Below are 12,302 nucleotides of genomic sequence, written 5' to 3' on the forward strand. Positions count from 1 at the left end.
GTCAGAGAAGTGACAGAATCGGCGGGCGTCGACCCTACTGCATCGACGAGAGGCGCGCGATGTAGACGAGACTCAGGTGGTGGTCGTCGACGTCGAACTCGGAGGTGTCCGTGACCTCGCCCGAGAACCCGACGAGGTAGTCCTGGAGTTCGGCCTCGACGTCTTCGGTGAGCCAGTCGACGGTGTGGTAATACCGGATGGCGTCCATCGTCCGCTTGAAGCCGCCCTTGAGGACGAGGAACTCCAGCCAGTCGAAGACGATCCGCTCGGCCGCGTAGGCGTCCGGCAGGGTGGTGAGGTAGGGCTTCGAGAGCCGCTCGGCGGCGGCCGTCTCGTGGACGAGGAGCTGTTCGAGCTGATTCTGGCGGAGCGCCTCGCCGGCGCGGCCGCGCGGCCGCTCGCGGATCTCGGTGTCGAACTGGAACCGCCCGACGTCGTCGTGGCGATCGAAGTCGCCGCGACCGGACCGTGGACGCGAGACGCCGTTCGAGCGCCCGCGGTCCCGGCGCCTGTAGTCGAATCGGCCGTCGCGAGTCTCGCCGTTGCGACCGAAGCCGAGGTCCCGGGCGATCTGGTCGGCCCGGACGACCTCGTCGTGACCGTCGGCGTGGTCGGAGTCGCCGCGCCGCGGCGGCGTGACGTCCTCGCGCGGCCGGACCGAGACGTCGCCGTCGGTGTCGTTGCGGCGCTCGGTATCGTCGCGGCCGTCGCGGCCGTTGCGGCGCCGGTCGGCCGTGCCGTTACCGCGGTGGTGGCCGTCGCGGCGGCGATCGCGCCGTCGCCGGTCCGGGCGATCGAGCGAGTCGCGGCCGTTGGACTGCCGGCGGTCCTCGGACCGCGAGCGGGAGCCGCCCGCGTCGTCGGAGTCGTCCGATCGGCGGTCGTTCCGCCGCTCGTCCGCGATACGCCTGAGTTCTCGGAGGTCGTAGTCGTCGGGATCGATGGTCATAGCCTGGGTTGTCGCGGCGCGCCCGCCGCTGTGGTCTCACTCGACGATTTCGTGGCGCGTTCATAAACGTACCTGCGAAATTATCAGATTCGATTTCTGGAGGCGGGATTCGCCCCTGTGGCTCAGTAGCGAGAACTTTAGAGTACGCGGGTGTCGTCGTGCGCCCGACGGACGGACAGCGCGCCGGTCGCAGCGTCCAGCGACAGCGACCGGCCGTGGTCGCCCCCGACGTCGGTCGCGACGATCGGGATGTCGTGGTCCGCGAGGACCTCCTCGACGGCGGCGACGTTGCGCTCGCCGATCCCGCCTTCGCCGGAGTCGAAATCGAACATCGCGCTCCCGCCGGCGACGCGGGCCTCGACGCGCGAGCGGTCGGCGCCGGCGTCGACCATCGAGCGCAGGAGGCCGCGGACGGCCGTATCGACGTACTTCGCTTCGTTCGGGGTCTCGGACGGCGGCGTGGGGCCGTCCGACGACGCGCGGTTTCCGCCGTCGGTCTCGTGTCGGCCGTCGCTGGCCCTGGGGAGCATCGCGTGGGCGAGGCCCGCGACGCCGGCCTCGGGGTCGACGAGCGCGATCCCGACACAGGAGCCGAGGCCGCTCGTCACCAGCTCCGAGCCCGTCTCGGCGACGGCGTAGTCGGCGACGCCGACCTTGACGCGCTCGCTGCGTGATCGATCGGTCGATCGGTCAGTCGTGTATACCTTCATTGATTTGTTCGGAGGGAGATGGCCCGGCCGGGCCACAGGGAGACCGGATCGCGGCCTCAGTTCGGTTCGGGTTCGGGCGCGAGTTGGTCAAACGCCGCGCGCAGTTCCCGCTCGTCCGGCAGCGCGTAGATGTCGCAGGTGAACGTCTCGTCGGGCGTCACGATCGCGGAGTCGATGAGGAACGCGTAGTCTTGGGTCCGCGCGAGTTCGGTCACGAGCGGGTCCACGATCGCCGAGGCGATGTCGTCGACGTAGGTCGGCGGCGAGATGTCGATCGTCGTCTCCAGGGCGTTCGCCCAGCCGTCCAGGAATCCGGAGGTGACGATGTTGCCGATCTCCTGGATCGCGCTCTGCCGCATCGCCGGGTCGGCGTCCATCCCCGGCATCAGCGCGTCGGCGACGCTCTCGGCGGAGTCGTGGTCGAACAGGATCGCGATGTACCCGGAAGGCGTCCCCATAAATTCGAGGACGACCCCGCGCCGGGCCTCGTCTGTCAGTTCCATCGGTACCCCCTCGACCGGGACGAAGCTCAGCCGGCTGACGTCGACGGAGGTGTCGATGCCGGTCATCGCGGTCAGGTCCTCGGAGGCCTGCCCGGCGCCTTCGGAGATCATCCGGGAGAAGGAGGTGAACGTCTCGACGGGAATCGCGTCGTTGTCCTCGCCGGCGGCGTCGACGATGGTCTCGACGGAGTCGTGGGTGGGAAGCATGTAGATGTAAAAGCCCGCCTCCTCGTTCACCGTCTCGAGGTGGTTCCGGAACGCCAGCACGTGGCCCGTGTCGAGTTCGGTCTCCAACGGGGTGGCGCCGCCGGTCCCGTTCGCGGCGGCTGCCCCGCCGTCGCCGGCCGCGGGTCCGTCGACGACGTCCCGGAGCGATCGATTGGCGTCCAGTTCGACGTAGGTCGGCGTGGTGATGTCGATCCCCTCGCCGAGGAAGTCCGCCCAGCCGTCGATGAAGCCGCCGAGCATAATGTTACCCAGTTCCTTCAGCCCGCTCGTCGCGAGCTCGCTGTCGGGGTCGTCGGACGCCCCCGGAACGAGCGCGTCGACGAGTTCGACCGCGCGGTCGCGGTCGAACGCCAAGATCGTGTGGCCCGCGATCGCCCCGGAGAAGCCGATGTGGACGGTGACGAGGTCGCGCTCGCGGAACTCCCGCTCGACGTCGTCTCTGGTCGCCATCTCGATCTTCGTGACGGTGACGCGCGCGTCGAACCCAGTCAGCGTCGTGAGCGAGCCGGCCGCCTCTTCGGCGCCCGAGTGCGCGAGGTTACTGAACGTGCGAAGCGACTGGATGTCCAGGTTCATGCTTCGACGCCCACCACGTCGTCGATGGCCTGGAGGACGTTGGGCTTCTGGAACGGCTTCGTGATGTAGCCGTCCGCGCCCGCTTCGACGGCCTCCCGCATCTTCTCTTCCTGTCCGACGGACGTACACATAATCACCGACGAGTTGGGGTCGATCGACTTGATCTCGGAGGTGGCTTCGATCCCGTTGCGGATCGGCATCACCACGTCCATCGTGACGACGTCGGGGTCGAGTTCCCGATACAGCTCGACCGCCTCGACGCCGTTCTCGGCTTCTCCGACGACCTCGTGGTCGTCTTCCAGCAGCTGCTTCAGCAGGTTCCGCATAAACGCCGAGTCGTCGACCACCAGTACGCTGCGTGCCATATCTCCCCTTCCGAGAAACGCTGTATAAACGCATCGCCCCCATTATCAGTGATGATACAGCAGAGCGACGGCCGAACGGAGCGGTCTGGCTCACTCCTCGGGCGGGTCCGACGGGATCTGGAGCCCCTCGCCGCGGAGCGCGCTGACGAGGTCCGCGATCGAATCGTCGAGGCTGAGACCGTGTCGGTCGAGCACCGACGCCAGCGCTTTCGTGGGATAGGCGACCTGCGTGTCCGACGCCAAGAGGAGGATCGCGAGCGCCTTTCGCGTCGAGGCGTCGGTGTCGATCTGATCGACGTACCACGAGGTCAGTTCGCCGAACGCGGTCGCGACGTCGTCCGAGAAGTGCTCGTGGTGAGCGACCTCGCCGTCGAACGCCGCGGTGAGCGCGAACCCGTAGTCCGCGTCCCGTTCGGAGACGTAGCGGGCCATCTGCTGGCGGGCGAGGCTGCCCCTGTCCTCGACCGCCTCCTCGTCGCCATCGTCGACCGAAGGCGTCTCGTCGTTGTCGGTCGCGACGACGTACCGCCCCTCGTCGAGCTCTGCGACCCGCTCGGAGGCGGTGTAGTCGAGTTCGTCGGGCCTGACGACACCCTCATCTTCACGCGCGTGGGGGTGCGCGTCGTCTGTGGGGTCCGCCGGGGCCATACCTCGTGGTGTCGTCGGCGCGATAATAAGGCCATCGCAGGCGCAAAATTCCGCTCGGTCGGCGGAACAGACTCGATTTGCGCTGTGCGAAGTCGAGTCGAGCCCTTCGAGTCGACTGTGAACGAACGAATCATCGGTAAATCAACGATACTGACGCTCTCGCCGTCAGTTTTCAGTATCAATACCGATATTTCAACGACCGTCACATTGAGGTAATTCCACGCAGAATAGTCGAGTACCTATGGAGTCCGACAGGACGCTTTCAGCGCTCGGGAACGAGTACAATCCCGACATCCTGCGCGCTGCCGACGAAGCCCACTCCGCCCAGGAATTCAGCGATATGCTCGACATCCCGATCGCGACCTGCTATCGTCGGATCGAGGAGCTCACCGGGGCGGGGCTGCTGGAATTGCACGACCGCGTTCTCTCGGACGAGCACCGACGGACCAACGTCTACCGGCGGGAAGTCGACGAAATCATAATCGAGTTCAACGAGGACGAACTCAACATCGAGGTCACGGACCGACCCGAAGTGAAGAACAAGCTCGACGACGTCTGGCGGCAGATCTCCAGCGAATAATTGCGTGCGCACGATCTCGGACGCGTTGCTACTGCGACGAGAGTGACTCGCATCGACGATATGCGCGTGCGAGGGCGTACCTCGAGAGCCACATGTGAGTGTTCAGTGCGCCCCTATGGCTATCCGTTCGTCGAAGTCCGGGCCGACTGAAGACACGCCCGGTTTCTCTCTGTGCCGATCGTGATCGTGGGATAGAAAATTGGGGGCATAATTACCTGTTGTAGGCAGATATCGTTGTTTCAGGTCTTGAAACTATAATATCACATCTGATATCTGGATCCATACCATTATGTACAGACCGAGATTCTGTCAATTCGACGGTCCTCACCTCCGGGGAGGAGGTAGGGGCCAGACTGGAGACAACACAATATGTTCGAAAACAACGACGCCGACCGTGGTCAGGTCGGTATCGGTACGCTCATCGTGTTCATCGCGATGGTGCTGGTCGCTGCAATCGCGGCCGGCGTGCTGGTGAACACGGCTGGCTTCCTCCAAGCGACTGCGGAGGACGCTGGCCAAGAGAGCGTCAACAAGGTCACCAATCGTATGGACGTCGTGAGTACCCACGGTATCGTCAACGACACCGGGAGCGGATTCGCGGTCGATAGCCTGAACCTCACGGTTCGGATGGCTGCCGGTTCCGGCAGTGTCTCGCTCAAAAGTACCACTATCAAATACGTCAGTGGTACCACTGCCGAAAATTTGGTCTTCAAAAACACCTCGTCGGACGGCACAGCGAGCGATATCAACGTATCTGCTGAATCAGGTGGATATGGGCTGAACTCGACCCAATTCACCGCGTACGCACTCAACGACGACAGCGACAATTCGTTCCCGGTTCTGAACAGTCAGGCCGACCGCTACGAGATCGTCATCAACACCTCGCTCGTCGAGGGAAGCGGTGGCGGACTCCAGACCGGTGAATCCGTCGAACTCAAACTGACGAGTCGCTCGGGCGGTTCAACGCAGGTCATCCTGACGATGCCCCAGCAACTCGCCGGTCAAGAGGACAACGATCCGGTGCCCCTATAGGTGAGACAAATGTTCCAAAAATTATTCAACGACGACAACGACGACCGCGGTCAGGTCGGTATCGGTACGCTCATCGTGTTCATCGCGATGGTCCTGGTCGCTGCAATCGCGGCCGGCGTCCTCGTGAACACCGCCGGCTTCCTCCAAGCGACCGCCGAGGAAGCAGGCCAAGAGAGCGTCAACAAGGTCACGAACCGCGTGGAAGTCATCAACACCCACGGGACCGTCGGCAGCAACGAGGACATCGCCAACATCACGATGACCGTTCGACTCGCCGCCGGCTCCAGTAGCGTGGATATGAACTCCACCTCTATCAAGTACCTCAGTGGGGACACCGTCCAAACGCTGACCAATGCCAGCGAATCGGTGTCTGATGACGGCCAAAACGATGGTACGGACACGAAATTCCGTCTGACCAAAGTTACCGATGACGACGGGTCGTTCGGCGTGCTGAATGGTGCGTCGGACCGATATGAAGTGACAATTGATACGGTCAAAATCGAACCGAAATCGGGCGGTCTCGACACCGGCGAACAGGTCCGCCTCGAGATCACGAGCCGGACGGGCGGCACGACCCAGGTCCTCCTGACGATGCCCCAGCAACTCGCCGGCAAGAACCCCGGCGAACCCGTCAAGCTCTAACCCGGCACGGTTCCCCGAACCGACGACGAACGATTTCCACCTTTTTCTCGGACGTCATCCGATGAGCGGCTGCGCTACGCCATTCGAGTAACTGACCGACGAGACGTTCACGCCGTCGTCAACGGGCGAAAAGCGCGCAGACGAAGAGAGCCTACTCCAATCCGCCACCGCCGCCCGCGTCACCGTCACCGAACATCGGCGCCGACTCGCCGACCATCGAGAAGCCGGCGGCCTGCTCGTACACCTTGAGCCCGCCCTCCTCGATTTCGAGGGGGAACATCGAGTTCTTGATCGCCTGCTTGCGCATCTTCGCCACCCAGACGTACCGGTTCGACGTCGAGCCGGCGGGCGATTGGATCAGGTAGATGTTCCCGTCGGTCAGGAAGTTCTCCAGGCCGATCTCGGTCTCAGGGAACACCGCCGACTGTTCCATCGTCAGAATCGAGGTGAGCCCGCTGTCTTTCAGGATGTCGATGAACTTCAGGAGGTACTGGCGCTGTTCCTTCTCGTCTTCGAAAAAGAGCTGGAACATCGTCAGCGAGTCCAACACGAGCCGGTCGTACTGGGTGTCCTGGAGGTCGTCGAGGATCGTATCGAGGGTGTCTGAGAAGTCGCCGCTCCGCAGCAGCGTCCGCTTGTCGTAGATCTTGATGCGGCCCTCCTCGACGAACTCGTCCCACTTCTCGAAGCCGATCGATTCGGCGGCCTGGCTGATGTCGTCTTTCGTCTCCTCGAAGGTGAGGTAGATACCGCCTTCGTCGAACATATCAACGCCGTTGTAGAGGTACTGGAGGCCGAGCAGGCTCTTTCCGGTACCGGGATTTCCGCTGACGAGGACGGCCGCGTTCTCGATGATACCCCCGTTGAGGATCGAGTCGAGCCCCTCCACGCCGGTCTTGACGAATTCTGGCATACGTGAGATCACTCCCTGGTAGGTGTTAGGTGATGCGTCGGTCCCGCACCCGGATAATTCTTCGCCCCTGGATTCGGTGACAGAGCGGCGACACCGAAACCCCGCCACACCGGTTCTATCACGAGCGATAATTTGGAGCGAACCTTCTTGTACCGATGCTGGGACATTCAGAGCAATGCTACCTGTTCCATCGAGACCGGACGACCGGACCGGGCGGACGGGCGGCCCGATTCGGTCCGTAGGAGGCTGTGATCCGCCGCGACAGTCGTGTCGGATACCGGCCGAATTCGGCGACCGGGAGGGATCGGAATGGGCGTGATGGACTGGATGGACGGCGACGACGAGGAGTCCGACACGCTCGCCACAGACGGGCTCGGCTTCGACGAGGATCTGGACGATTTCGACGGCGATATGGGCGACCTCGACGACGGCGGAGGCGACGACCTCGGCGACGGGATGGGAGACGGGTTCGACGACGGCGGGATGGACGGCCTCGACGGCGAGATGGGCGGCTTCGACGGCGGCGGAGGCGGCGACGACTTCGGCGGCTCGGAGGTCGACGCCGACACCATCGCCGAGATGGAAGACCGCATCTCCGAGCTCGAAAACGAGGTCAGTTCCATCTCCTCGGGGATGAACACGGTCCGCGAGGAGAACAAACAGATCGGCGAGACCGTCGAAGAGCTCGACGAGACCATCCGGAAGCTGCTCGACATCTACGAGATGGTCACCCGCGGGATCAACCCCTTCGTCGACGACGCCCGCGAGATGGGCGGCCTCGAAGGCGACGGCGCGTTCGGCCTCTTCGAGATGGAAGAAGAGAGCGAAGAGGACCTCGACAGCGAGGTCGCCAACGCCGACGCCGAGTCGTTCTTCGACGAGGACTTCGGCGACCTCGACGCCGAAGAGGACGAAGCGGAACTCGCCGCCGAGGACGAACTCGCCGACGAAGAGCGGGCCGATCCGGCCGAAGCCCTCGACGAAGACGACGACGGGGCCGACGATGGCGGCGCCGGCGGCGGCGCCAGCTTCGACGATCTGAAAGAGGAGTACGAAGAGAACGAGGGCTGGGACGACCTCGAAGACGAAGAGGACGCCGAGGCCGAGGGCGAACTCGCCGAGGGAGACGCGGAAGGCGAAGACGAACGTGAAGACGAGTTCGAGGAGATGCAGAACCACGTCGGCGACGAACTCGAAAACGGCGACGGATTCGAGGCCGAAGCGGACGGCGAACCCGAGGCGGTCGATTCCGACGAGTCGCTCTTCGAGGCAGAAAGCGATGACGGAGCCGAGACCGAGACCGAGTCGGCGGCGGACGCAGCACAAAACGGAACGATGGAATCGACAGCATCGATGCAGGCCGAACAGACTGAAGCGGCATCGTCACAGACGCCGGCGACGAACGGAACGGGCCAGCAGGCGGCCGCCGGATCCGACGCGTACCTCACCGAACTGCCGGCGCGGTACACGGCGGAATCGGTCGTCCTGGAGTGGACGCGGTTCCTCGTCGACGTCGGCGGAGCGATCGGCGCGGCGCGGGCGCTGCGACAGTACCGGTCCCAGGAATGGATCACGAAGGAGGTCGAGCGGACGATGTGCGAGCACGTCCGCAACGCCGCCACCGCCGGGGAGACCGAACGCCCGCGCGACCTGCGGGTCGAACACCACAGGGAGAGTCTGACGTACATCAGCCGACTCGCCGGCGATGTCAACGAGTCGCGGCTCCTCGAGGAGCTGTCGGCGCTCGGAGGTGGGTCCCGTGGGATTCGGCGTTAGCGGGTCGACCGCCGTCATCTTCCTCGGCGTCCTGATCGCCTCGGGCACGCTCTACACGGCGGCCGCGGGCAGCGCAGAGCAGCTCTCGGAGGCCCGCGACGAGAAGTCCGAAGACCTGCTCGACCGCCGGAACACGGCGATCGACGTGACGAGCGTCGTCTACAACGCGAGCGGCAACAACGACCTCGTCGTCAACGCGACGAACGACGGGACGACGACCCTGTCGGTCGCGGATACGAGCCTCCTCGTCGACAACGAGTACGTGGTCCCGGACGAGACCTCCGTCGACGGCGACGCCGACACCGATGTCTGGGCCACCGGTCAGACGCTCACGCTGACCGTCACGAACGTCGCACAGCCCGACAGCGTCACGGTCGTCGCGCAGAACGGCGTCTCGTCGACCAACACCACGGTGGAGGGGAGTTAGATGGCAGACGTCTCCGTCCCGAGCCTGATCCTCTTCATCGCGAGCATCGTCATCGCGGCGGGCGTCGCGGGCGTCCTCATCGACACCGTCACCGGCATCAGCGGCGCGCTCGACGACCGCGGCGCCGACGTCGCGAAGAACATCGCGACCGAGTTCGAGGTGATCAGCAACTCCGAGGGCACCGTCTACAGCAACGACACCATCACGCTGTACGTAAAGAACACCGGCAGGCGGACATTACCGGCGACAAACCAAACCTTCGACGTGATCGTCGACGCGGAGTACCGGACGAACGTGACGGTCACGCTCGTCGACGGCGAAGGCGATCCGGACGAGTGGACGCCGCACGGGGTCGTCAGGGTCGAGATCGGCGCTCCGAACCTCGGCGACGGCGACCACCGGGTCACGCTCGTCGTCGACGGCGACGAGGAGACCTTCAGATTCAACGTCTAATCTATGGCATCGAACCAATACTCGCTCGGACTGAAAGACCACGACCGGCTCGAAAAGGAACTCGGCGGCGGCATCCCCAAGGGCTCGATCGTCCTCATCGAGGGCGACTACGGGGCCGGAAAGAGCGTCCTCTCACAGCGGTTCACCTACGGGTTCACCAAGGAGGACGTGGTGACGACGCTCATCTCGACCGAGCTGGGCGTTCGGGGCTTCCTCGACCAGATGAACTCTCTCAGCTACGACGTCGTCAAGCCCCTGCTCGACGAGCAGATCCTCTTCATCCCCGCGGAGATCGACGCCCGCGGGGCGCTCACCGGCGGCGAGAGCGACGACGAGCGCAAGCAGTTCCTCAAACGGATGATGGAGGCCGACACGCTCTGGGAGGGCGACGTCGTCATCGTCGACACCTTCGACGCCATCCTCCGGAACGACCCGAAGTTCGAGGCGCTCGTCCGCCAGAACGAAGAGCGGCAGGCCGCCTTAGAGATCATCTCCTTCTTCCGCGATCTGACCACGAAGGGCAAGACGATCGTGCTCACGGTCGACCCCTCGACGGTCGACGAGGAGGCGATCGGCCCGTTCCGGTCGATCGCGGACGTCTACCTGGAACTGGAGATGGTCGAGGTCGGTAACGACGTCCGACGGAACATCTTTGTGAAGCGCTTCGCCGGGATGGGCCAGCAGGTCGGCGACCGGGTCGGCTTCTCGGTCCGTTCGGGCATCGGCATCGTCATCGAGTCCAGGAGTGTTGCCTGATGGCGACGGAACACGGCTCTGCGAGCATCGACAGCGAGTTGAAGCGGCACGCACAACAGTGGGGCCACCTCCGCGACCACCTCAAGCGCTTCCGGCAGATCACCGGGGAGTTCCCGATGCTCGTCGACGAGCCGGACGGCTACGAGTCGCGGCGGCCGAACATCATCTACCACCTCGGCGGCCCCGTCTACTGCCAGGTCTACGGCAACTTCGGGGAGACGACGAAGTACTACACCATCGAGCCGGAGCTCGACGACAACGAACAGGACCTCTTCGGCCAGGTCAAAGACAAGCTCCTCGAACGGTCGGTCGCAAAGCCCGCGCCGACGGAGGACACAGAATACGAAGAGCGGATCCAGGAACTGCTCGAAGAGATCGTCACCCTAGAGACCGAAGACCACGGACGGCTGGCCGAACTGGTCCAGCGGCTCGAACTCGGGCCGCTCGAAGTAACCGAGGAGACCTACGAGAAAGTCCGCTACCGGCTCGTCCGCGACATCGTCGGGCTCGGACCGCTCGAACCGATTATGCGCGACCCGGCGAACGAGGACATTCACGTCATCGGGCCCCGCCAGGTCGACGTCGACCACGGGGAGTTCGGGCTGCTGGAGACGACCGTGGAGTTCGACTCCTCGGAGCAGTTCGACAACTGGCTCCGGAACATGGGCGAGCGGATCGGCGACCCCGTCTCCGACGCCCACCCCATCGTCGACTCGACGCTCCCGGACGGGTCGCGTATCAACATCATCTACTCCGACGACGTCTCGCTGAAGGGCTCCTCGCTCACGATCCGTCAGGGCGACGACGTCCCGCTGTCGGTGTTCCAGATCACGAAGTGGGGAACGCTCTCCCCGGAGCTGGCGGCGTACCTCTGGATCGCGCTCGAAAACGAGCGGACGGTGTTCGTCGTCGGCGAGACCGCCTCGGGGAAGACGACGACGCTCAACGCCATCACGTCGTTCATCCCGCGGGACTCCAAGATCTACACGGCGGAGGACACCGCCGAGGTGCTGCCGCCACACGACACCTGGCAGCAACTCCTCACGCGTGAGGGGCGCGGCGCCGACTCGGAGGTCGATATGTTCGACCTGGTCGCGGCCGCGCTCCGTTCCCGCCCCGACTACATCATCGTGGGGGAGGTCCGTGGTGAGGAGGGTCGGATGGCGTTCCAGGCGGCCCAGACCGGCCACCCGGTGATGCTGACCTTCCACGCGTCCGACATCGTCTCGATGATCCAGCGGTTCACGGGGGACCCGATCAACGTCCCCGAGACGTTCATGTCGAACTGTGACATCGCGCTGTTCCAGAACCGGGTGAAGCGGGGCAACGAGACGCTCCGCCGGGTGACTTCGGTCCAGGAGATCGAGGGCTACTCCAAGGAGATGGGCGGCGTCGTCACCCGCGAGGCGTTCTACTGGGACCCCGTCGAAGACGAGATCGTCTTCCAGGGGCGGAACAACTCCTTCATCATGGAGGAGAAGATCGCCACGCTGCTCGGGTACGACGACACCCGGAAGATCTACGAGGACATCGAGTTCCGAACCGAGATCATCCGGCGGGCGATCCAGGAGAACATCGTCGGCTACCACGAGGTCAACGAACTCATTCAGGACTTCCAGCGGGACGGCACGGAAGGGCTCCCGTTCGATATGACGAGGATCGAAGGATGAGACGCGCCGAGCAGGAATCGACCGCGACGGAGGCGAACCGATGAGCGAGACCGAAGCCGGCTCGGGCTCCGGCG

14 protein-coding genes are annotated in these 12,302 nt (G+C 64.4%); 8 read left to right on the top strand and 6 right to left on the bottom strand.

What is annotated here, in order from left to right; all coding sequences use genetic code 11:
• Positions 1-34 precede the first annotated feature (34 nt).
• The 5 genes from ACQUQ0_RS01815 to ACQUQ0_RS01835 all read right to left on the bottom strand — a co-directional run bounded on the left by ACQUQ0_RS01815 (position 35) and on the right by ACQUQ0_RS01835 (position 3,979).
• On the bottom strand, positions 35-571 hold the full coding sequence (locus ACQUQ0_RS01815) for a FlaD/FlaE family flagellar protein (RefSeq protein ID WP_435183034.1): 537 nt from the start codon (positions 569-571) through the stop codon (positions 35-37).
• A 515-nt stretch (positions 572-1,086) separates the two neighbouring features.
• Positions 1,087-1,659, bottom strand: coding sequence for a chemotaxis protein CheD (locus ACQUQ0_RS01820; RefSeq protein ID WP_435182792.1), 573 nt, complete (start codon positions 1,657-1,659; stop codon positions 1,087-1,089).
• Positions 1,660-1,715: 56 nt separating this feature from the next.
• A complete protein-coding gene (locus ACQUQ0_RS01825; RefSeq protein ID WP_435182793.1) occupies positions 1,716-2,966 on the bottom strand; it encodes a chemotaxis protein CheC in 1,251 nt (416 codons plus the stop codon).
• Entirely contained in the window at positions 2,963-3,331 is a 369-nt protein-coding gene (gene cheY, locus ACQUQ0_RS01830; protein WP_372388241.1) for a chemotaxis protein CheY, read from the bottom strand. Before cheY ends, ACQUQ0_RS01825 begins: the two co-directional genes overlap by 4 nt.
• A gap of 90 nt (positions 3,332-3,421) precedes the next feature.
• Positions 3,422-3,979, bottom strand: coding sequence for a DUF7500 family protein (locus tag ACQUQ0_RS01835; protein WP_435182794.1), 558 nt, complete (start codon positions 3,977-3,979; stop codon positions 3,422-3,424).
• Between the two features lie 241 nt (positions 3,980-4,220).
• Here ACQUQ0_RS01835 and ACQUQ0_RS01840 point away from each other — a divergent pair, with 241 nt between their 5' ends.
• From ACQUQ0_RS01840 to ACQUQ0_RS01850, 3 genes are all read left to right on the top strand, one after another.
• The gene (locus ACQUQ0_RS01840) at positions 4,221-4,559 is read left to right on the top strand and encodes an ArsR/SmtB family transcription factor (protein WP_435182795.1); all 339 of its coding nucleotides are present in this window, start codon (positions 4,221-4,223) and stop codon (positions 4,557-4,559) included.
• Positions 4,560-4,928: 369 nt separating this feature from the next.
• The gene (locus tag ACQUQ0_RS01845) at positions 4,929-5,591 is read left to right on the top strand and encodes an archaellin/type IV pilin N-terminal domain-containing protein (protein ID WP_435182796.1); all 663 of its coding nucleotides are present in this window, start codon (positions 4,929-4,931) and stop codon (positions 5,589-5,591) included.
• 9 nt (positions 5,592-5,600) lie between these two features.
• Positions 5,601-6,233 (top strand): archaellin/type IV pilin N-terminal domain-containing protein, encoded by a 633-nt coding sequence (locus ACQUQ0_RS01850; RefSeq protein ID WP_435182798.1) that lies wholly within the window; start codon positions 5,601-5,603, stop codon positions 6,231-6,233.
• 151 nt (positions 6,234-6,384) lie between these two features.
• Here ACQUQ0_RS01850 and ACQUQ0_RS01855 read toward each other — a convergent pair whose 3' ends face one another.
• The gene (locus ACQUQ0_RS01855; RefSeq protein ID WP_435182799.1) at positions 6,385-7,146 is read right to left on the bottom strand and encodes an RAD55 family ATPase; all 762 of its coding nucleotides are present in this window, start codon (positions 7,144-7,146) and stop codon (positions 6,385-6,387) included.
• Positions 7,147-7,455: 309 nt separating this feature from the next.
• On the opposite strand from ACQUQ0_RS01855, the gene ACQUQ0_RS01860 reads away from it, so the two are divergent.
• Genes ACQUQ0_RS01860 through ACQUQ0_RS01880 form a run of 5 tightly spaced genes read left to right on the top strand, consistent with a single transcriptional unit; the run spans position 7,456 to position 12,228 of the window.
• Positions 7,456-8,922 (top strand): flagella accessory protein C, encoded by a 1,467-nt coding sequence (locus tag ACQUQ0_RS01860; protein ID WP_435182800.1) that lies wholly within the window; start codon positions 7,456-7,458, stop codon positions 8,920-8,922.
• Complete coding sequence (locus ACQUQ0_RS01865) at positions 8,906-9,349, top strand: fla cluster protein FlaF (RefSeq protein WP_435182801.1); 444 nt, start codon at positions 8,906-8,908, stop codon at positions 9,347-9,349. The genes ACQUQ0_RS01860 and ACQUQ0_RS01865 overlap by 17 nt, the downstream gene beginning before the upstream one ends.
• Entirely contained in the window at positions 9,350-9,802 is a 453-nt protein-coding gene (locus ACQUQ0_RS01870; RefSeq protein ID WP_435182802.1) for a flagellar protein G, read from the top strand.
• 3 nt (positions 9,803-9,805) lie between these two features.
• Positions 9,806-10,558 carry an ATPase domain-containing protein gene (locus tag ACQUQ0_RS01875; protein WP_435182804.1) on the top strand — a complete coding sequence of 251 codons (753 nt, stop codon included), beginning with the start codon at positions 9,806-9,808 and terminating at the stop codon, positions 10,556-10,558.
• Entirely contained in the window at positions 10,558-12,228 is a 1,671-nt protein-coding gene (locus ACQUQ0_RS01880) for a type II/IV secretion system ATPase subunit (protein WP_435182805.1), read from the top strand. Before ACQUQ0_RS01875 ends, ACQUQ0_RS01880 begins: the two co-directional genes overlap by 1 nt.
• Positions 12,229-12,302 lie beyond the last annotated feature (74 nt).

The sequence above is a fragment of the Halobellus sp. EA9 genome, assembly GCF_051195055.1.
In the GTDB taxonomy this organism is placed as follows: Archaea; Halobacteriota; Halobacteria; order Halobacteriales; family Haloferacaceae; genus Haloquadratum; species Haloquadratum rubicundus.